Source organism: Jatrophihabitans sp. YIM 134969 (assembly GCF_054456675.1).
This window is the reverse complement of the sequence record NZ_JBTJEQ010000047.1, coordinates 17,870-37,294: the sequence shown is the minus strand read 5'-3', so window position 1 is coordinate 37,294 and position 19,425 is coordinate 17,870. Positions and strand designations below refer to the sequence as shown.

The following is a 19,425-nucleotide window of genomic DNA, read 5'->3' as shown; positions in this document are numbered from 1 at the left end:
CGAGCTGGCCGGTGCCCGCGACGCCGTGGCGGCGGCCGCCCACGCGGCGGCCGGTGTGCCCGGCGCCCGCGCTGAGGTGGACCGGGCGACCGAGGTCGTCGCGGACGTCCGTCGCCGCGACGCTCTGGACCGGGAGGAGGCCCTGGTCCGCGTCGAGGTGGTCACCGCGCGGGAACGGCGGGTCGAGGCACGGGAACGTCACCACGAGCTGCGGGAGGCGCGGTTGGAGAGCGCCGCGACCGAGTTCGCGTCGATGCTGGTCGACGGCGACCCGTGCCTGGTGTGCGGCGCGACCGAACACCCGGAACCCGCGGCGTTCCCCCGGTCGACCGTCACCCGCGCCGACGAGGACGCCGCCGCCGCAGAGGTCGATCGGCTCGGGGCCGAGCTGGAGGTCCTCGAGGCCCGGCACGCGGGGATCGCCGCCCGCCTCGCCGACCTGCGCACGCGCACCGGTGCGGTGACGCTCGCCGAGGCGACGGCGGCGCTGGCGGACGCCCGGGCCGAGTCCGAGCGGCTCGCCCAGCAGGCGGACGGCCTCGACCGATTCCGGGGCGAGGTCGTCGAGCTGGAGCGGCGCGTGGACGTGGTGACCTCGGCCCGCGAGGCCGGCCGCCACGCGTCGGCGCAGCACCGCGACCGCGTCGCGGAGCGGGTGCGTTCGATCGCGGCCGAGACGGCTCAGCTCGTCACGGCCGGGGTCGCGGACGCCGACGTCGCGGGGGCGGTCGCCCAGGTGCGCGCGCGGGTGCGCCGCCTGCAGGCGCTGCAGGAACTCGTCGACCGGGAGCGGCACGCGGCCGAGGGCGTGACCGCGGCCGAGGCCGAGGTCGAGGCCCGGTCGGCCGGCGCGGGCTTCCCGAGCGCCGCCGCAGGGCAGGCCGCGGCGCGGTCGGCGCGGTGGCGGGCCGAGGCGCTCACCCGAGCTCAAGCGCACGCTGCGGAGGTGCTCGCGGTCGACAGCGCCCTGGCCGACCCCGATCTCGACGTCCCCTCCACGCCCGCCATCGACCTGGAGGCCGTCGCCGAGACGGTCCGGGTCGCAGAGCAGACCTGGTCGCGTGCCGCCGACGACCACCGGCGCGCGGTCGACCTCGCGGAACGGCTGGCCCGGTTGCTCCCGCGTCTCGAGCAGGCGCAGGCCGCGCTGGAACCGGCCCGGGAGGCCGCCCGGCTCGCCCGCGACCTCGCCGATCTCGCGGGCGGGACCTCGGTGGCCAACGCGTTGCGGATGTCGCTGAGCGCGTACGTCCTGGCCGCACGGTTGGAGGAGGTGGCCGCGATCGCGAGCCTGCGACTGCAGGCCATGACCTCCGGCCGGTACGAGCTGGTGCACACCGACGCCGTCGGTCGGGGCCGGGGGCGGTCAGGGCTCCGGATGGTCGTCCGCGACGCCTGGACCGGTCAGGACCGTGACACCGCGACGCTGTCCGGCGGGGAGACCTTCCTCGCCAGCCTCGCGCTCGCGTTGGGCCTCGCCGACGCCGTCACCGCCGAAGCCGGCGCCGCGCCCGTCGACACGCTGTTCGTGGACGAGGGGTTCGGCTCGCTCGACGAGGACACCCTCGATGAGGTGATGGACGTCCTCGACGGGTTGCGCGAGGGCGGCCGGTTGGTCGGGTTGGTCAGCCACGTCGCCGAACTGCGCTCGCGGGTGCCCGCCCAGCTCGTGGTGCGCAAGGGTCGGCACGGCAGTTCGGTGGCGGCGTGAGCCGCCGCGTTGCGCGTCCGTTCGATGGGGTGAGTGACGGGACTTGAACCCGCGGCCACCTGGACCACAACCAGGTGCTCTACCAACTGAGCTACACCCACCATCGCCGTCACGCGCAGCGGCGCGACAGCAGCGAGCAGTCTAGCTGGTGGCCACCGGGGGTTCCGCGATCCGGTCGGCCCACTGCTCCGTGGCCCGCGCGGCGGCGACGTTGGCGTCGTCGGAGCTCGGGCCCGGATCGGCGACGAACAGGGTGTGCCGGTAGTACTCGAGCTCGCGGACGCTCTCCTTGATGTCGGCGAGCGCGCGGTGGGCGAGCCCCTTCTTCGGCTGGGCGTAGTACACCCGCGGGTACCAGCGGCGGGCCAGCTCCTTCACCGAGGACACGTCGATCATCCGGTAGTGCAGGTGGTCGTCGAGTTCCGGCATGTCGCGGGCGAGGAAGCCGCGGTCGGTCGCGATCGAGTTGCCGCACAACGGCGCGGTCCGCCGTTCGGGGACGAACGTCTTGACGTACGCGAGCACCTGGTGCTGGGCGTCCTCGAGGGTGACCGTCGACCGGCGCACCTCGTCCGTGAGGCCGGAATGCGCGTGCATGTCGCGGACGACATCGGCCATGCCGTCCAGCAGCTCGTCGCTGGTGTGGATGACGATGTCGATGCCGGGGTCCAGCGGCTGCAGGTCGCCGTCGGTCACGAGCACGGAGATCTCGATCAGGGCATCGTGGACGAGGTCGAGACCTGTCATCTCGCAGTCGATCCACACCAGTCGGTCGTTCATCGCCCAGAACCCTATGCCCCTGGTCCGACGTGCGTCCCGGAGCCGGGGTCTGGGCACACCGGTGTGCGTGACCGCATCCGACCTGCTGGACCCGACGTCCGTCACCGCTGCGCTCGCCGACCTCGCGCCCGGGTGGTCGGGCACGCCCGAGGCGATGAAGCGGACGATCCGGTTCGCCGACGCTCCGACGGCCGTCACGTTCGTCAGCGACCTCTACGCGTTGTGCGAGGAGCGCGACCACCACGCCGACCTGGCGCTGTCGTACGACACCGTGGAGGCGACGTTGACGACGCACTCCGCGGGTGGGGTCACACGCCAGGACGTCGAGCTGGCCTACGAGGTCGACCGGATCGCGGCCGGGTTGCCGCTGCACGACGACGACTGAGCAGACGACAGAGGAACAGCCGTCCCGCCGGCGCGCTGAACGGCCGCCGGGCGTCAGTGCCCGGGGCTGTAGAAGTCCTGGTACTCGGTGCGGCACGACGCGCTGCACCAACGGGAGTGACCCGCCGCCTCGGAGCCGCACATCCGGCACTGGCGGCGGGGGGTCGCGAGCTGCGTGAGCAGATGCCAGATGAACACACACGGAGCAAACACCAAGCGCAAGTCTCAAGACAAGCTGAAGAAGTTGCCAGTCGTGAAGTGAGTGTGTGGAAGAAAGTGCCATTCGATCATGGCGCATTCGCAGGGCCCGATTCCGCTGGGCCGAAAGCTCTTCCAGCCCGCCCGCGACGTGTGCCGTGCGCCGTTCCGACAATTTCTCGAAACTCGCGGTTCCACCAGAATCTTGCGCAAGAGAAATGACGCGACCGTCGGAGATGTCCGTTTCCTCGCGCTGAATCGAATGCGCCTCCGGCAGGGATCGAACCTGCGACCCAGCGCTGACAAGCGGCCCGCTGTCCGAGGTGGGCCCGCTGCCCAGAGGTGAGCGTGGCGCCTCCGGCAGGGATCGAACCTGCGACCCAGCGCTGAGAAGCGGCCCGCTGTCCCAGAGGTGAGCGTGGCGCCTCCGGCAGGGATCGAACCTGCGACCAAGCGCTTAGAAGGCGCCTGCTCTGTCCACTGAGCTACGGAGGCCGGGAGTACCGGGTGGACCGGGGGTCGACCGCGGCGCGGGTCAGCGTACGGCCCACGGCCCCGGCGTGACGGCCCGTTCCGGGGCACGAGTGACGGGTGTGACGTGTTGTCCACAGCCCGGTGTGTCGTCCACAGCCGGCAGATCCGATCCGCCGGCGGGGCTCGACGGAGCCAGGCTCGTGTCACGGATCCCGCACCAGAGCGGGACGGTGCGAGACGAGGCACGACATGGCAGCACGCATCACGGTCACGGGGAACGCGGTCACCGCGCCGCTGGTCCGGGTCACGAAGACCGGCCGGCGGGTGGCGAACTTCCGGATCGGGTCGACCGAGCGGTACCAGGACAAGTCCAGCGGCGACTGGGTCGACGGCAACACCTTCTTCGTGGGCGTCGCCTGCTGGGGCGCGCTGGCCGACAACATCGAGGCCTCGGTGACGCTCGGGATGCCCCTGGTGGTCACCGGCAAGATCTCCCAGCGCAGCTACCTCGACGCCAACGACAAGCCCCAGTTCGCCTACGAGATCCAGGCCGAGACCGTCGCGCCGGACCTCAACCGCGGCACGGTGGAGTTCACGAAGGTGAGCCGCACCAACGGGCGGTCGGTCGCGCTCGACGCCGACGGTCAGCCGCCGGTCGCCGTCGCCGAGGACCCGTTCGAGCGCGTCGGTGCGCTCGCGACCCGGCGTGACGACTCGCTGTCGATCAACCCGGACGGCACCTTCGGGGCGGGCCGCGGCCACGACGACGAACTCGAGCCGGACGACCGGTTCGCCGAGTCCGAGCGCGACGTCGAGGAGCTGGTCGGCGCGGGTCACTGACGCCGCCGGCCGCGCGGGCCCGGCCGCCTCGGGGATGTCGACACGGGGCGGGGCGGTCGGGCACCGGCGACGACCGGGATACTGGGCCCGTGGCTCAGTACATCTACACCATGCGCAAGGTCCGGAAGGCCGTCGGCGACAAGGTCATCCTCGACGACGTCACCCTGTCGTTCCTGCCCGGCGCGAAGATCGGCGTCGTCGGCCCGAACGGAGCCGGTAAGTCGACGGTGCTCAAGATCATGGCGGGCCTCGAGCAGGTCAGCAACGGCGACGCGATGCTCGATGCCGACGCGACGGTCGGCCTGCTGCAGCAGGAGCCGCCGCTCGACGAGAGCAAGACCGTGCGCGAGAACGTCGAGGACGCGGTGGCGTCGCTGCGCGAGGCGTTGACCCGCTTCGAGGCGGTGTCGGCCGCGATGGGCGAGCCCGACGCCGACTTCGACAAGCTGCTCACCGAGCAGGGCGAGCTCATGGAGGTGATCGAGCAGGCCGACGGCTGGGAGCTCGACAGCCGCATCGAGCAGGCCATGGACGCGCTGCGGTGCCCGCCCGGCGACTCGGCGGTGACGCACCTGTCCGGTGGTGAGCGCCGCCGCGTGGCGCTGTGCAAGTTGCTGCTGGAGGCGCCCGACCTGCTGCTGCTCGACGAGCCCACCAACCACCTCGACGCCGAGAGCGTGCAGTGGCTGGAGCAGCACCTGGCGAGCTACGCCGGCGCCGTCCTCGCCGTCACCCACGACCGGTACTTCCTCGACAACGTCGCCCAGTGGATCCTCGAGATCGACCGCGGCCGCACCTACCCCTACGAGGGCAACTACTCGACCTACCTCGAGAAGAAGGCCGAGCGGCTCGACGTCCAGGGCAAGAAGGACGCCAAGCTCCAGCGGCGGTTGCGCGAGGAGCTGGAGTGGGTCCGGCAGAACGCCAAGGGCCGGCAGACCAAGAGCCGTTCGCGCATCGCCCGGTACGAGGAGATGGCGGCAGAGGCCGAGCGCACCCGCAAGCTCGACTTCGAGGAGATCCAGATCCCGCCGGGTCCGCGCCTGGGTTCGGTGGTCATCGAGGCCGAACACCTCGACAAGGGCTTCGACGGCCGGATGCTCATCAAGGACCTGTCGTTCACCATGCCCCGCGGTGGGATCGTCGGGATCATCGGCCCGAACGGCGTCGGCAAGACCACGCTGTTCAAGACCATCGTGGGCTTCGAGCAGCCCGACTCGGGCGACGTGCGGGTCGGGGAGACGGTGAAGCTCAGCTACGTCGACCAGACCCGCTCCGGGCTGGACCCGACCAAGAACGTCTGGCAGACCGTCTCCGAGGGCCTGGACTACATCAAGGTCGGCAACGTCGAGATGCCGTCGAGGGCGTACGTGTCAGCCTTCGGGTTCAAGGGTCCGGACCAGCAGAAGCCCGCGGGGGTCCTGTCCGGTGGTGAGCGCAACCGGCTGAACCTCGCCATGACACTCAAGGAGGGCGGCAACGTCCTGCTGCTCGACGAGCCCACCAACGACCTCGACGTCGAGACCCTCGGCTCGCTGGAGAACGCGTTGCTGGAGTTCCCGGGCTGCGCCGTGGTCATCACCCACGACCGCTGGTTCCTCGACCGGATCGCGACGCACATCCTGGCGTGGGAGGGCACCGACGACAACCCGGCGTCGTGGTTCTGGTTCGAGGGCAACTTCGAGTCCTACGAGAAGAACAAGGTCGAGCGGCTCGGGGCCGACGCGGCGCGTCCGCACGCCGTCACGCACCGCAAGCTCACCCGCGACTGACGAGTTCGGGCGGTCGAGCGGTGCCGCGGTTCGTGTACGAGTGCGCCATGCGCTGGAGCGACATGGACGCGTACGCGCACGTGAACAACACGTCGTACGTCGTGTACCTGGAGCAGGCCCGTGTGGCCATGTTCTTCGACCGGTACGACTCGTCGTTCGCCCGCGGCACCGTGATCGCGAAGCACGAGATCAGTTACAAGCGGCCGGTGGTCTACCACCCCGAACCGCTGCGCCTGGAGTTGTGGGTCGAGCAGGTGCGCGGCGCGTCGTTCACCGTCCGGTACGAGGTGTTCGACGGCGAGCACCTGGCCGCCACCGCCAGCACCGTCTGCGTGCCGTTCGACTTCGCCAGTGACCGGCCGCGGCGGATCACCCCGGAGGAGAAGGCGGTCCTCGCCGGGTTCGCCGACGACACGGTCGACGCGTCGTGAGCACGGACGTCCCCCCGCAGCCGCTCGCGACCGCGCTCACCGACCTGGTCCCGATGCTCGAACGGCTGCGCCGGCTCGACGCCGACACCGTGGTCCGCCTGCGCATCGCGCCCGACCTGCTGGCCGCCGTCGCCCCGGTGCCGGTCGGCGTCCTGGTCGGCCGGACGGTCCGGATGCCCGGGGGAGCGGAGACGCCTGCGGACGTCACGGTCGGTGCGGGCGCGCTGTCGGACATGCTGGCCGCCCGCGACGTCGACGACCCGTCACCGCTGCCGTTGCCGCCCCGACGTGACGTCGACTGGCACCACACCATGCCCCCGCGCACCGGCTGGACCCGCGTCGCCGAACTCACCGACGACCAGGTCCGGGGGGCGGTGCGGGCGGCGGCGACCGCCGTGAAGGCGGCGCCGATGGCCGCCGCGGCCGAACTCGCTCTCGACGCCACGGCCTTCCCCAACGCGACCGAACCCACGGTGGCCGGGCTCGACCGTCGCGGGCCGTCGGCGCTGGTGAAGTTGGGGTTCCTGCCGCGCGGTGGCACCACGGCCGTCGACACCTCCGGGACCTGGACCCGCCTGGTCGCGGCCTACGGGTCGGTGTACCTGCACGGCGGACGCGGCGACTCCTCCGCCGGCCCCTCCCTGCTGTCCCTGCTGGGCTGACCCACCGCCCGGGCCACCCGGGCCACACCGCTCGGCCACCCCGGCCCGTGCCGCCCCGCCCACCCCGATCTGGTGAGTGGGCAGTTCACCCCGTGAGTGGGCGCCTTTTCTTGACCACTCGGCGGGAAAGGTGCCCACTCGCCAGACGCGGGCGGACGCGGGCGGACGCGGGCGGACGCGGGCGGACGCGGGCGGACGCGGGCGGACGCGGGCGGACGCGGGCGGACATGGGCGGATGCGGGGGGAGGGCCGGGGCTCAGCCTTCGACGTTGCGCATCGAGTCGGCGGCGGAGACGAAGTAGCGCCAGACGACGTCGTCGGCGTCGCGGGGGAGCCCGACCCGGTCCATCGCGGCGCGCATGCGGGCGAGCCAGGCGTCACGCTCGGCCACACCGATCCGGAACGGCGCGTGGCGCATCCGCAGGCGGGGGTGGCCACGTTCCTGCGAGTACGTGCCGGGACCGCCCCAGTACTGGATGAGGAACAACCGGAGGCGTTCCTCGGCGGCGTCGAGTTCGTCCTCGGGGTAGAGCGGGCGCAGGACCTCGTCGGCGCGGACCCCCTCGTAGAACAGGTGCACCAGGCGGGTGAAGGTCTCCTCGCCGCCGAGCAGCGCGAACAGCTCACCCGGCTCGCGGGCCCGCAGCGGCAAGCGCGGCGCGGAGCCGGTCGTGGGGTCCGGCGCGGGCGAGGTCACCGCTCTATCGTCCTCCCCGGCCCGCGACGCGCGTCGTGGCGGTCCCCGGCGGACCCGGCGCGCCGGTCACAATGGGTGTGCAAACAACCCCGGCGTCAGGTTGACTGACTCGCACCGGAGGTGGTCGTGGGCGCTGCGCTGGTCCTGAACGCGACGTACGAACCGTTGTGCGTCGTTCCGTTGCGGCGCGCGCTCGTGCTGGTGCTCGCCGAGAAGGCCGAGGTCGTCACCGAGGGTGAGACCGTCTGGCGCTCCGAACGGCTGAGCCTGCCCGCCCCGTCCGTCGTGCGCCTCTCGCGGTTCGTCCGGGTGCCCTACCGCCGCGAGGTCCCGCTGACCCGCCGGGCCGTCCTGGACCGCGACGCCCACCGTTGCGTCTACTGCGGCGCCCGCGCCGACACCATCGACCACGTCCGGCCCCGTTCGCGCGGGGGTCCGCACCAGTGGACCAACGTCGTCGCGGCCTGCGCGCCCTGCAACCACCGCAAGGGCGACCGGATGCTGTCCGAGATCGGCTGGACGCTGCCCCACGCACCGGTCGCACCGCCCGCCACGGTCGCGGTCGTCATGGGCTGGACGGCCCGCGACCCGGCCTGGGAGCCCTGGCTCGCCCTGGCCCGGCCGACCACGACGGAGCACCCCGCCACACTCACCGCATGACCGAGCTGCACGAGCTGTCCGCGCTGGAACTCGGGGCGGCGGTGCGGGCCCGCGAGGTCGGTGTCGTCGAGCTCGTCGACCACTTCCTCGACCGCGTCACCACCCTCGACGACGGCGTCGGCGCGTTCGTCACGGTGACGGCCGACGCCGCCCGGGCGCACGCCGCGCGGGTCCAGCAGGCGGTCGACGACGGCACGGCGACCTCGCCACTCGCGGGGGTGCCGACCGCGATCAAGGACCTGCAGGCCACCCGCGGGGTGCCGACCAAGCTCGGCTCACCGGTCTTCGCGGACTGGGTGCCGGAGTACGACGACCACGTCGTCACCAGCCTCGCCGCGGCCGGCCTGCCGAGCCTGGGCAAGACCGCGACCCCGGAGATCGGCCTGCCCTGCTACACCGAGACCGACATCGGCCCGCCCGCCCGCACCCCGTGGGACCTCGACCGTCTCGCCGGCGGTTCGAGCGGGGGAGCCGCCGCGGCCGTGGCCGCGGGACTCCTGCCAATCGCCCAGGGCAGCGACGGCGGCGGGTCGGTCCGCATCCCGGCGTCGGTGACCGGCCTGGTCGGGCTCAAGACCTCCCGGGGGCGGGTGAGCCGTGGCCCGGTGGACCTCGACAGCACCGGACTGTCGGTCATCGGGCCGCTCGCCGTCACCGTCCGCGACGCCGCGGCGTTCCTCGACGTCGTCGCCGGCCCGCGCCCGGGCGACCCCGACCCGCTGCCGCCGCTGCCGGCGGGCGAGACGTTCCTCGCCGCGTGCGAGCGCGAACCGGGGCGGCTGCGGATCGGCCGGTTCGTCGACTCCCCGATGCCCGCGGACCTCGACCCCCGGATCCGGGCGGTGTGGGAGGAGACGTCGCGGCTGCTCGAACGGCTCGGCCACGAGGTCGTCGACGTGCCCGCACCGTTGCCGCCCGAGGTCGTCCCGGTCTTCGAGACGGTCTGGGCCGTGTCCGCGGCCACCGCGCCCATCCCGCCGGAGGCCGAGCCGTTGCTGCGGCCCCTGACCCGGTACCTGCGCGAACGCGGACGGGCCGTGAGCGGGGTGCAGTACGCCCAGGCGCTGGGGCAGATGCGCCTCGCCACGCGTCGGGCGCTCGCCGCCACCGCCCACCTCGACGCCGTGCTCACGCCGACGCTGGCCCAGACCCCGCGCCCGGTCGGCTGGTTCACCGAGAGCGGCGATCCCGCGGCCGACTTCGAGCTGCAGAAGCGGTTCACGCCGTACACGGCGCTCTACAACGTCACCGGGCAGCCCGCGATCAGCCTGCCGCTCGGCTGGACCGAGCCGGACGACGACGCCCCGACCCTGCCGATCGGGATGATGCTGGTGGGACGACCCGCCGGCGACGCCGCGCTGCTGTCGCTGGCCGCGCAGGTCGAGGCCGCGGCGATCGGCACCACCACCGCGGACCACCGCCGCGCGCCGATCGTCTCGGGCGGTTCGATACGGTGAACGCGACTTCAGGTCCGGGCGCTCGACCGCCCGGATGCCACCGGCTCGGGCGAGGAGAACGCAACCGATGACTTGGGTGGAGACCGTCCTCGTCTTCGCCGGGATCCCGCTCGCGGTCCTGCTCGTCGTGGCGACGGTGGTGCTCGCACCGTCGGCCGTCAACGGCACGTCGCGGTACCGCCCCGGACGCCCGTGGGGCCACGCCCCGGCCTGGTGGCTGCCCGATCCCGACGCCGTCGGCGAATTGCCCGCGGGCGTCGTCGCCGAGCGCGCCTCGCGCACCCGGGCGATCGCCGCGACCGCCGCGGAGGAGGCCGACCGCTCCGGGCTGTCGGCCGAGCAGGCGAGCGCGGCCGGTGCGGCCGCGGCGGAACGGCGCGCGAGCGCCGCGGTGGGAGGTGCCAGCGGTGAGTGGTGAGGTCGTCGCGCACGGAGCGCCCGCGGGCGATCCCAGCGCCCACTGGCTCCAGTACGGCCCGGTTCCCGGCGCCGACAGTTCCCGCTACGGCTTCACGCCGCGGCAGATGGCCCGCATCGACGAGGCCATCACCTACTCGACCCGCGAGACCGGCCTCACGTTCTCGGTCTACCTCGGGTCGCTCGACGAGACCGACGGCGACCGCGGCCGCGCGACCGCCGAGGCGATGTTCAGCAAGCTCGCGGCCGACGGCATCGAGTCGCCCGTGCTCGTGGCGGTCTCACCCGACCAGCGGGTCCTGCAGATCGTCACCGGCGAGTACTCCTCGCACCGCATCCCGAACCGCCAGTGCGCGCTGGCCGCCCTCGGCATGCGGGCGGCCTTCGCCGGCGGCGACCTCACCGGCGGCATCGTCACCGGCCTGCGGATGCTCGCCGACGCCGCCGGCGCGCCCCGCACCAGCTGATCAGAGTTCCCAGGCCGAGGTCAGGGCCGGATGTGACCACCTGACGATCGACGTTACAGTGCGCTGTCCCCTGCCTGTGTGTTGATCTTTCAGGAGCTCGTGTGCGCCGCCTCGCCTCCACCTCCCTCGGTCGTCAGGTCACAGTCATCGCGAAGAGTGTGCTGCTCACGGCGGGGGTGGTGGTCGGTGCTGGTGGCGCTGCCGCGGCACCCGATGCAGTCGCTGCGACAGCCGCCCCGACTCCCGCAAGCGGCACGTTCGTCGCCGTCACACCGGTCAGACTGCTCGACACCCGTTCGGGCGTGGGAGCGGCGAGAGCGCGGGTTGCCACGGGTCAGACGCTGACGCTCCAGGTCGCGGGTCGCGGCGGGGTGCCGACCTCCGGCGCCGGGGCCGTCGTCCTGAACCTCACCGTCACTGGTGCGACGACCTCGAGCTACGTGACAGCGCACCCGGCAGGCACTGACTCGCCCACGGCGTCGAACGTGAACTACAGCGCGGGCAGCGCGGTCGCGAACGCTGTGACGGTCGGGCTGAGTGACGGCGGCGCTGTTGCGCTGAGCAACGGTCCCCTCGGAGGCAGCGGTTCCGCCGATCTGGTCGCAGACGTCGTCGGCTACTTCGTCGCAGGGTCGACGACTGTCGCGGGCAGCTTCGTCGCAGTCCAGCCCTCACGGGTGTTGGACACGCGGGCGGGCGTCGGAGCGCCTCGAGCCCGAGTGCGGTCGGGGCAGATCCTCCCCCTGCAGGTGACTGGCCGCGGTGGCGTACCCGCCACGGGCGTCGGTGCGGTGGTCCTCAACCTCACGGCGACCGGCGCGACGGCCGCGGGTTACGTCACTGCGTACCCGGCGGGCACCGACGTGCCAGTGGCGTCGAACCTCAACCACGTCAAGGGACGTCCCACACCGAACCTCGTGACCGTGGAAGTCGGCGCCGACGGGGTCGTCGACCTGCTCGACGGCCCGCGCACAGGCACCGGGTCGCTCGACCTCGTGGCCGACGTCTTCGGCTACTACCGCGACGGCATCGCTGCTGCGGCCGGCGCCTTCGTTCCGGTCGACCCGGCGCGTGTACTCGACACCCGCGCCGGTCTGGGCGCGCCGAAGGGGCAACTGGCCGGCGGCGCGGCGATCGCGCTCCAGGTGACCGGTCGGGGCGGGGTGCGCGATTCCGGGGTGGCCGCCGTCGTCCTCAACGTGACCGCCACGGGCGCCCGCGGCGCTGGATACGTGACCGCCTACCCGGGAGGCGATGACGCTCCGACGACCTCGAGCGTGAACTACGCCGCAGGACAGACGGTGGCGAACCTCGTCACGGTGGGCGCCAGCGACGGCGGAACCGTTGCGCTGCGCAACGGTAGGGGTGGAGGAACGGCCGTCGACCTCATCGTGGACGTCGCCGGCTACTACCTCGCCGACACGTCGTTCCGGTGGGGCTCACCGACGAAGATCGACAACGACGGCACGGGCCTGTCGGACGTCTCCTGCCCCACGGCGACGTTCTGTGCTGCCGGAGACGCCCACAACGTAGCGTTCTGGGACGGGACGAGTTGGGGTGAGCCGCTGGTCGCCAATCAGCAGTCGCTCCAGTCGCTCGTGTGCACCTCGCCGTCGTTCTGCGTGGCCGGTGACCTGCAGGGGGATGTCGTGGTGTGGGACGGGACGTCGTGGAGCGCGGCACGGCACGTCAGTGTCAACAACGGCATAGGTGGGTACATCGACGCGCTCCAGTGCCCCGACGCGACGACGTGCATCGCGGTGGACAACTCGGGCCGGGCGTTCACCAGCCACGACGGGTTCCGCACGTTCACCACGAGTGCCAGCGCGAACATGGGTGGGCTGAAGGTCTCCTGTCCGACGGCGACCTTCTGCGCTGCGGGCGACTACGACGGACGCGTCGCGATCTTCGACGGCACGGTCTGGTCACCGCCTCTGCAGACCGCGTTCAACTACATCTCCGACGTCTCGTGTGCGTCGGCCACCTTCTGCACGGCGGTCAGCGAATCCGGCAGTTACGTGTGGAACGGCTCCGGCTGGTCCATGTCGACGTTGTCGGACTCCAAGTCACTCCGGTCGGTCGTCTGTGCGGCGGCCACGTCGTGTCTCGCCGGCGATGCCGCGGGTCGCGTCCTGCGGTGGAACGGAACGTCATGGTCCGGGCCCGTTGCCGTGACGACCAGCGTGGTGAGCGACCTCGCCTGTGCAGGTGCGAGCAACTGCTGGGCGGTGGACTACGACGGTGCGGGGGCCCGGTTCGACGGGACCACGTGGTCGCCGCCGCAGGAGATCAGCCCGCTCGGCGGGTCGCTCCGGGGCATCTCGTGCGTTTCAGAGGCGTTCTGCGTCGCGGTCGACTCGAGCTACCTGCTCTCCCGGTCGAAGGGTCACGCCACGGTGTACGGCGGAACGAGCTGGAGCGAGCTGACCGTGGTGACCAACTCCCAGCCGTTGGCAGGTGTCTCGTGTGCTTCCGCCACGTACTGCGTCGCGATCACCGAACGGGGACAGGTTTCCCGCTTCGACGGGAAGTCATGGTCGAAGCTGACAGGGACGACGTTGTCGTCGTTCACGTCGACGATCTCCTGCCCGACTGACGCTTTCTGCGCCGCGGGGGACCAGTCCGGCGGGATCTCGTTCTCCGATGGCACCCGGTGGAAGGACGGCGGCGACATCGCGCACTTCGAGAGCGGGGTCAGCGACGTGTCGTGTCCGGCGGCCGGCACCTGCGTCGCGGTCGGCGGGAACGGCAACGCGGCGGTCTACCGCAACGGCGCGTGGGAGCCGACCCGCACCGTCGACGAGGACCACGGTCTGCAGAACGTCTCGTGTCCTTCGGTCACCGTCTGTGTGGCGGCCGACCGCGTCGGTGACGTCTTCGACTGGGACGGCACGTCCTGGTCACCCGCGGTCAGCTCGGGTGACCCGGACGTCAACGCGCTGTCGTGCGCGTCGGCCGCCCTCTGCGTCCTGGTCGACTCGACGGGGCGCGCGGCGGTCCGGCAGGGCGGCACCTGGTCGGCTCCCGTCCTGGTGGACAGCGGGTCGGGCGGTCAGACGCCGTACCTCACCGGTGTCTCCTGCATCCCGGGCGGGACGACGTGCACGGCGATCTCGACCGCCGGTAACGCGATCCGCGGCGGTTGAACGCAGAACGCCCCGACCTCGTGAGCGGCCGGGGCGTTCGTGCGTCCAGCGGTCAGTCGTGGTCGGCCCCCCGCGCGTGGAGGGCGCGGCGCAGGTCGTCACGGCCCTCGCTGACCAACCGGCGCAGCGACGACGGCAGGTCGGTGCCGGCGAGGAAGCGGTCGGCCAGGGCCAGGGTGTGCTCGTCGGTGGTCGAGCTCCACGACGGGAACAGCCCGACGGCGACGTCCTGGGCCAGTTCGCTGGTGCGGCGCGACCACACGGTCGCGACGTCGGCGAAGTAGCGCTCGGCGTAGGGCGCCACCAGCTCGGCCTGGTTCCACGGCGCGAAGCCGCCGATGTAGGCGCGGGTGACGTCGTTGGGCAGCGTGTCGTCGACGGTGGCCGCGTGCCAGGCCGCCTCCTTCGCCTCCGGCGTCGGGATCATCGCGCGGGCGGCGGCTGCGGCGCGGGCGCCGGCGGCGGTGTTGTCGTTGGCCAGCTCGGCCGCGATGTCGCTCTCGCCGAGGGCTCCGCGCGACACCAACGCCTGCACCAGCGACCACCGCAGGTCGTTGTCGACGGCGAGGCCCTCGACCGGCGCGGAGCCGTCGAACAGGCCCGACAGCACCTCCAGGTCGCCGGACCCGCTCGACGCGGACGCGATGAACGCGTGCGCCCACGCCAGCTGGTGGTCCGAACCCGGCGCGGCCGACCACAGGCCGTCCAGCGCCCGCGCGGCCCAGCGCTGCCGACCCTCCGGGGCCCACGCCGGGTCGGCGTAGACCTCGAGCGCGCGGGCGACCTGCCGCTGCGCCATCTGCACCAGGCCGATGTCGGTCTCGGCGTCGAGGCTGCTCGCGACCAGCTCGACGTAGTCGCGGGTGGCGAGGACGCCGTCGCGGGTCATGTTCCACATCGCGGTCCAGATCAGCGCGCGCGGCAGCGTCTCGCCGATCCGGGCCAGGCCGCCGCCGCGGAGCACCCGCACGCTGTCGTCGTCGAAGCGCAGCTTGGCGTAGGTGAGGTCGTCGTCGTTGACCAGGACCAACGCCGCGTGCGGGCGTCCGACGAGCTCGGTGACCTCGGTGCGTTCGCCGGTGACGTCGAGCTCCACCCGGTGGGTGCGGGCGAGGCGGTCGTCGACGTCGTCGTAGAGGCCGATCGCCAGGCGGTGCGAGCGCAGCACGTTCGAGGTCGCGACCTCGGTGGGGGCCTCCTGCACGATCGCGAACGAGGCGTACGTGCCGTCGTCGGCCACGGTGAAGTCGGCCGCGAGGGTGTTGACGCCGGTGGTCTCCAGCCACTCCTTCGACCACGACGACAGGTCGCGTCCGGAGGACTTCTCGACCGCGCCGAGCAGGTCCGACAGCGTGGTGTTGCCGTAGGCGTGCTCGGCGAAGTAGTCGCGGAGCCCGGCGAGGAAGTTGTCGACCCCGACGTAGGCCGCGAGCTGCTTGAGCACGCTCGCGCCCTTGGCGTAGGTGATGCCGTCGAAGTTGACCTCGGCGGTCTCGACGTCGGGGGCGTCGGTGGCGATCGGGTGGGTCGAGGGCAGCTGGTCCTGCCGGTACGCCCACGTCTTCTCGGCGTTGGCGAACGTGGTCCAGGCGTCGGTGAAGCGGGTGGCCTGCGCGGAGACCAGCGTCGCGGCCCAGGTCGCGAACGACTCGTTGAGCCACAGGTCGTCCCACCAGCGCATGGTCACGAGGTCGCCGAACCACATGTGGGCCATCTCGTGCAGGATCGTCTCGGCCCGCCGTTCGTAGCGGGCCTGGGTGACCTTGCTGCGGAAGATGTAGGCGCCCTCGTTGAAGGTGACGCAGCCGGCGTTCTCCATCGCGCCCGCGTTGTACTCCGGGACGAAGAGCTGGTCGTACTTGCCGAAGGCGTACCGCAGCCCGAAGTTCGCGTGGTAGAAGTCGAAACCCTGCTTGGTCAGCAGGAACAGGTCGTCGACGTCGACGTGCTCGGCCACGCTGCGGCGGGCGTAGATGCCCAGCGGGATGCCCTCGTGCTCGTCGCGCCAGACCGCGTACGGCCCGGCGACGAACGCGGTGATGTACGGCGACATGCGGGCGGTGGTCGCGAACTGCACGGTCTTCGCGCCCGAGCCGGTCGCCGTGGCCGACTCCTCGGCGCCGTTGCTCACGGCCTCCCAGTGCGACGGCACGGTGGCCCGCACGGTGAACGTCGCCTTGAGGTCCGGCTGGTCGAAGCAGGCGTAGACCCGCTTGGCGTCGGCGGTCTCGAACTGCGAGTAGAGGTAGACCTCGCCGTCGACCGGGTCCTGGAAGCGGTGCAGGCCCTCACCGGTGTTGGTGAAGCGCATCTCGGCGTCGACGACCAGCACGTTCTCCTCGGCGAGGTCGACCAGCACCAGGCCGTCGACCGGCTCGTACGCCGAGGTGTCGACCGGGGCGCCGTTCAGCGTCGCCTCGTGGATGGTCTCGGCCAGCAGGTCGACGAAGGTCGACGCGCCCGGCTGCGACGCGGTGAAGTGGATCTCGGTGCGGCTGCGGAACGTGCGCTCCGCGGGGGAGCGGTCGGGGGCCGTGACGTCGAGGGTGATGTCGTACGCGTCGACGTGCAGGAGATCGGCGCGGACCCGCGCGTCGTCACGGGTGAGGTTCGGGACGTCCATGAGTCCTGAGTCTGCCAGCCGTGACATCACCCCACCCGTGGAACCGGTCTCGGGGTCCGCCACGATGCGTGGTCATGGCCACCCTGTCTGCCGGCGACCGCGCGCCGGAGTTCTCGCTCCCCGACCAGGACGGCAACACCGTCACGCTCTCGGAGCTGCTGCGCACCGGTCCGGTCGTGCTGTTCTTCTACCCGATCGCGTCGTCCGGCGGCTGCACCCAGGAGGCGTGCCACTTCCGTGACCTCGCGGCCGAGTTCGCGGCCCACCACGCCCACCGCATCGGCATCTCGACCGACGCCGTGGCCAAGCAGAAGGCCTTCGACACCGGGAACCAGCTCGGCTACCCGTTGGTGTCGGACGAGTCCGGCGAGGTCGCGACCGCGTACGGCGTCAAGCGCGGGCTGCTCGGCAAGCTCGCGCCGGTGAAGCGCAAGACCTTCGTCATCGGCACCGACGGTGTGGTCAAGGCCGTCATCGGCTCGGAGATGAAGTTCGACGTGCACGCCGACGACGCCCTCAAGGCCCTCGCCGCCTGACCAACACCGTTCTATCGTTGAACGCGTGACGACTTCTGAGACGGCTCCTGTCGGTTTCTGGTTCGACCCGCTGTGCCCGTTCGCCTGGGCCACCTCGCGGTGGATGCTCGAGGTCGAGAAGGTGCGGCCCGTCCACACCGTCTTCCGGGTGATGTCGCTGTCGGAGCTGAACTCCGGGCGGGACGACCTGCCCGAGCAGTACAAGGAGATGCTCGACCGCGGCTGGGGTCCGGTGCGCGTGTGCATCGCGGCCGAGCAGGCCAACGGCACCGAGTCCCTGCGCGACCTCTACACCGCGCTCGGCACCAAGCGGCACGTGGAGGGACGGGAGTTCTCGAAGGAACTGTGCGCCGAGGCCCTCACCGAGGTGGGCCTGGACCCGGCCCTCGCCGACGCCTACGACTCCACCGAGTACGACGACGCGCTGCGCAAGAGCCACCACGAGGGCATGGACCCGGTGGGCGAGGACGTCGGCACCCCGGTCATCCACATCGAGGGCACGGCCTTCTTCGGCCCCGTCATCACCCGCATCCCGACCGGCGAGCAGGCGGGCGTGATGTGGGACGGCGCCAAGGCCCTCGCCGCGATGCCCTACTTCTTCGAGCTCAAGCGCACCCGCACCGAGGCCCCCCGCGCGGTCCCCGGCATCGAGGACTGAGGTCCGAGACCGGGGGACTCAGCGGTAGCGGTCGCGCAGCCGGTCGTCGGACTCCCACCACGGCCGGGTGGTGTCACCCACCGCCGGGTCCGAGGGGGCCGACGCCCGGTGGGCGATCGCCTCGGCGTCGAGCACGGTGTCGACGCTCCGCGCGTCGCGGGCGTCGGCCTTCACCCACTGCCGGAACAGCAGGATCACGAACGGCAGGTCGAGCAGTTCCGCGACCACCCACACGATCCCGCCGGCGCGCTGCTGGTCCTTGATCGGCGTGAGCGCGGCGACCAGCTGGTCCGCCGCCGGGCGCAGGTCGAAGTAGGCCGTCGTGATGTGGGTCTGGAACCGCAGCGCGAAACCGGGCACAGCGTCGAGCAGCAGCTCGAACACCCCCACCGCGAGGGCCAGGCCGACCGCGAGCGAGGTCGCGCGCGACGACGCCGCCACCAGCGGCAACGCGATCGCGCAGCCGACCACCAGCACCCCGAGCTGGGTCAGCCACTCGACCGGCGGGTGGGCGACGGCCCAGCCGGCGAGCGGTCCGAAGACCAGGACCGAGGTGACGGCCGGGACCAGCAGCGGCCCCACGACCGGGCTGGTGAGCACCCGGCCCGGCGCGGTGTCGGTGAGCCGCCCCAGCCGGGCCCGGCGACGGCGGGCGAGCTCCAGCGGCTGCCCCGCCATCACGAGCACCGGCACGACCAGCAGCAGCACCAGCGCCTGCACGGTCCAGACCCAGAACAGCGTGTGCCCGTAGAGCTCGAGGAACCCGCACGACGTCCACACGAACACTGCGACGCCGATCCCGAACGCGACGCTGCGCCGCACCGGCCACCCGGGGGTGCGGGCGACGGCCCGGGCGTAGAGGACGAGCACCACGACGGCGACCAGGACCGCGGCGGGTTGCAGCGTCCACGCGGTCACCAGGCCGCCGAACCCCATGGGGTGGTCCGGCACCGCGACCGGGGACAGGAGTGACGCCACGCCCGCCATCGTGCTCCGCGGGGGTGAGCGGCATGATCGGCGCATGCGCGTCTACCTCGGCAGCGACCACGCCGGCTTCGAACTCAAGACCCACCTGGTGGAGCAGCTGCGTGGCAACGGCCACAACGTCGTCGACGTCGGCGCCGCCACCTACGACGACCAGGACGACTACCCGGCGCCGTGCATCGAGACCGGCCGCCGGGTCGTGGCCGACCCCGGGTCGCTCGGCGTCGTCATCGGCGGGTCGGGCAACGGCGAGCAGATCGCCGCCAACAAGGTGACGGGCGTGCGGGCGGCCCTGGCGTGGAACGACGACACCGCGCGCCTGGCCCGCGAGCACAACGACGCCAACGTCGTCTCGATCGGCGCCCGCAACCACTCCACCGAGGTCGCGACCTCGCTGGTCGAGCTGTTCCTCGCCACGCCGTTCTCCGGCGCCGCCCGCCACCAGCGCCGCATCGACGAGCTGCACTCCTGGGAGGCCAGCGGCGAGCTGCCCGGCGGGGCCACGCTCAACGACGTCTGAGCCTCCCC

At 72.2% G+C, this 19,425-nt stretch carries 19 protein-coding genes and 2 tRNA genes; 14 read left to right on the top strand and 7 right to left on the bottom strand.

What is annotated here, in order from left to right:
* A partial coding sequence (locus ACXR2U_RS19630; RefSeq protein ID WP_458826771.1) for an SbcC/MukB-like Walker B domain-containing protein occupies window positions 1-1,711 on the top strand: 1,711 nt, incomplete at its 5' end.
* 25 nt (window positions 1,712-1,736) lie between these two features.
* Here the strand turns inward: ACXR2U_RS19630 and ACXR2U_RS19625 are convergent.
* A tRNA-His gene (locus ACXR2U_RS19625) sits at window positions 1,737-1,812 on the bottom strand.
* 40 nt (window positions 1,813-1,852) lie between these two features.
* Window positions 1,853-2,491: an oligoribonuclease gene (orn, locus tag ACXR2U_RS19620; RefSeq protein ID WP_458826770.1), complete on the bottom strand. Its 639-nt coding sequence runs from the start codon at window positions 2,489-2,491 to the stop codon at window positions 1,853-1,855.
* Window positions 2,492-2,558: 67 nt separating this feature from the next.
* On the opposite strand from orn, the gene ACXR2U_RS19615 reads away from it, so the two are divergent.
* A complete protein-coding gene (locus tag ACXR2U_RS19615; RefSeq protein WP_458826769.1) occupies window positions 2,559-2,876 on the top strand; it encodes a 4a-hydroxytetrahydrobiopterin dehydratase in 318 nt (105 codons plus the stop codon).
* 53 nt (window positions 2,877-2,929) lie between these two features.
* Here ACXR2U_RS19615 and ACXR2U_RS19610 read toward each other — a convergent pair whose 3' ends face one another.
* Both ACXR2U_RS19610 and ACXR2U_RS19605 read right to left on the bottom strand, forming a co-directional pair.
* A complete protein-coding gene (locus ACXR2U_RS19610) occupies window positions 2,930-3,073 on the bottom strand; it encodes a hypothetical protein (protein ID WP_458826768.1) in 144 nt (47 codons plus the stop codon).
* Window positions 3,074-3,492: 419 nt separating this feature from the next.
* Window positions 3,493-3,568 (bottom strand) — tRNA-Arg (locus ACXR2U_RS19605).
* Window positions 3,569-3,796: 228 nt separating this feature from the next.
* On the opposite strand from ACXR2U_RS19605, the gene ssb reads away from it, so the two are divergent.
* From ssb to ACXR2U_RS19585, 4 genes are all read left to right on the top strand, one after another.
* Window positions 3,797-4,387: a single-stranded DNA-binding protein gene (gene ssb, locus ACXR2U_RS19600; RefSeq protein WP_458826767.1), complete on the top strand. Its 591-nt coding sequence runs from the start codon at window positions 3,797-3,799 to the stop codon at window positions 4,385-4,387.
* Window positions 4,388-4,476: 89 nt separating this feature from the next.
* Window positions 4,477-6,159: an energy-dependent translational throttle protein EttA gene (gene ettA, locus ACXR2U_RS19595; protein ID WP_458826766.1), complete on the top strand. Its 1,683-nt coding sequence runs from the start codon at window positions 4,477-4,479 to the stop codon at window positions 6,157-6,159.
* A gap of 47 nt (window positions 6,160-6,206) precedes the next feature.
* The gene (locus ACXR2U_RS19590) at window positions 6,207-6,590 is read left to right on the top strand and encodes an acyl-CoA thioesterase (RefSeq protein WP_458826772.1); all 384 of its coding nucleotides are present in this window, start codon (window positions 6,207-6,209) and stop codon (window positions 6,588-6,590) included.
* A complete protein-coding gene (locus ACXR2U_RS19585) occupies window positions 6,587-7,252 on the top strand; it encodes a hypothetical protein (protein WP_458826765.1) in 666 nt (221 codons plus the stop codon). The genes ACXR2U_RS19590 and ACXR2U_RS19585 overlap by 4 nt, the downstream gene beginning before the upstream one ends.
* 256 nt (window positions 7,253-7,508) lie before the next feature.
* Here the strand turns inward: ACXR2U_RS19585 and ACXR2U_RS19580 are convergent, their stop codons facing one another.
* A complete protein-coding gene (locus ACXR2U_RS19580; RefSeq protein ID WP_458826764.1) occupies window positions 7,509-7,949 on the bottom strand; it encodes a globin in 441 nt (146 codons plus the stop codon).
* Between the two features lie 126 nt (window positions 7,950-8,075).
* Here ACXR2U_RS19580 and ACXR2U_RS19575 point away from each other — a divergent pair, with 126 nt between their 5' ends.
* From ACXR2U_RS19575 to ACXR2U_RS19555, 5 genes are all read left to right on the top strand, one after another.
* Complete coding sequence (locus tag ACXR2U_RS19575) at window positions 8,076-8,609, top strand: HNH endonuclease (protein ID WP_458826763.1); 534 nt, start codon at window positions 8,076-8,078, stop codon at window positions 8,607-8,609.
* Entirely contained in the window at window positions 8,606-10,066 is a 1,461-nt protein-coding gene (locus ACXR2U_RS19570; protein WP_458826762.1) for an amidase, read from the top strand. The genes ACXR2U_RS19575 and ACXR2U_RS19570 overlap by 4 nt, the downstream gene beginning before the upstream one ends.
* A 67-nt stretch (window positions 10,067-10,133) precedes the next feature.
* Window positions 10,134-10,484, top strand: coding sequence for an aa3-type cytochrome oxidase subunit CtaJ (gene ctaJ / locus ACXR2U_RS19565; RefSeq protein ID WP_458826760.1), 351 nt, complete (start codon window positions 10,134-10,136; stop codon window positions 10,482-10,484).
* Entirely contained in the window at window positions 10,474-10,950 is a 477-nt protein-coding gene (locus ACXR2U_RS19560) for a DUF5130 family protein (protein WP_458826758.1), read from the top strand. The genes ctaJ and ACXR2U_RS19560 overlap by 11 nt, the downstream gene beginning before the upstream one ends.
* Window positions 10,951-11,699: 749 nt before the next feature.
* Complete coding sequence (locus ACXR2U_RS19555) at window positions 11,700-14,096, top strand: hypothetical protein (protein WP_458826757.1); 2,397 nt, start codon at window positions 11,700-11,702, stop codon at window positions 14,094-14,096.
* A gap of 52 nt (window positions 14,097-14,148) precedes the next feature.
* Here ACXR2U_RS19555 and pepN read toward each other — a convergent pair whose 3' ends face one another.
* Complete coding sequence (pepN, locus tag ACXR2U_RS19550) at window positions 14,149-16,719, bottom strand: aminopeptidase N (RefSeq protein WP_458826756.1); 2,571 nt, start codon at window positions 16,717-16,719, stop codon at window positions 14,149-14,151.
* 74 nt (window positions 16,720-16,793) lie between these two features.
* Between pepN and ACXR2U_RS19545 the strand changes: the two genes are divergently transcribed.
* Together ACXR2U_RS19545 and ACXR2U_RS19540 are read left to right on the top strand one after the other, a co-directional pair.
* Complete coding sequence (locus ACXR2U_RS19545) at window positions 16,794-17,255, top strand: peroxiredoxin (protein WP_458826755.1); 462 nt, start codon at window positions 16,794-16,796, stop codon at window positions 17,253-17,255.
* Between the two features lie 25 nt (window positions 17,256-17,280).
* Complete coding sequence (locus ACXR2U_RS19540; RefSeq protein WP_458826754.1) at window positions 17,281-17,913, top strand: mycothiol-dependent nitroreductase Rv2466c family protein; 633 nt, start codon at window positions 17,281-17,283, stop codon at window positions 17,911-17,913.
* Between the two features lie 18 nt (window positions 17,914-17,931).
* Here ACXR2U_RS19540 and ACXR2U_RS19535 read toward each other — a convergent pair whose 3' ends face one another.
* Window positions 17,932-18,891: a cytochrome c oxidase assembly protein gene (locus ACXR2U_RS19535; protein WP_458826753.1), complete on the bottom strand. Its 960-nt coding sequence runs from the start codon at window positions 18,889-18,891 to the stop codon at window positions 17,932-17,934.
* A gap of 43 nt (window positions 18,892-18,934) precedes the next feature.
* On the opposite strand from ACXR2U_RS19535, the gene ACXR2U_RS19530 reads away from it, so the two are divergent.
* The gene (locus tag ACXR2U_RS19530; protein ID WP_458826752.1) at window positions 18,935-19,417 is read left to right on the top strand and encodes a ribose-5-phosphate isomerase; all 483 of its coding nucleotides are present in this window, start codon (window positions 18,935-18,937) and stop codon (window positions 19,415-19,417) included.
* The last annotated feature ends 8 nt before the right edge of the window (window positions 19,418-19,425 follow it).

What these genes read in the sequence shown, in the direction of transcription:
- ACXR2U_RS19545 (WP_458826755.1), top strand. Translation starts at nt 16,794, where the DNA reads ATGGCCACCCTGTCTGCCGGCGACCGCGCGCCGGAGTTCTCGCTCCCC.
- orn (WP_458826770.1), bottom strand. Translation starts at nt 2,491, where the DNA reads ATGAACGACCGACTGGTGTGGATCGACTGCGAGATGACAGGTCTCGAC.
- ctaJ (WP_458826760.1), top strand. Translation starts at nt 10,134, where the DNA reads ATGACTTGGGTGGAGACCGTCCTCGTCTTCGCCGGGATCCCGCTCGCG.
- pepN (WP_458826756.1), bottom strand. Translation starts at nt 16,719, where the DNA reads ATGGACGTCCCGAACCTCACCCGTGACGACGCGCGGGTCCGCGCCGAT.
- ACXR2U_RS19530 (WP_458826752.1), top strand. Translation starts at nt 18,935, where the DNA reads ATGCGCGTCTACCTCGGCAGCGACCACGCCGGCTTCGAACTCAAGACC.
- ssb (WP_458826767.1), top strand. Translation starts at nt 3,797, where the DNA reads ATGGCAGCACGCATCACGGTCACGGGGAACGCGGTCACCGCGCCGCTG.
- ACXR2U_RS19570 (WP_458826762.1), top strand. Translation starts at nt 8,606, where the DNA reads ATGACCGAGCTGCACGAGCTGTCCGCGCTGGAACTCGGGGCGGCGGTG.
- ACXR2U_RS19590 (WP_458826772.1), top strand. Translation starts at nt 6,207, where the DNA reads ATGCGCTGGAGCGACATGGACGCGTACGCGCACGTGAACAACACGTCG.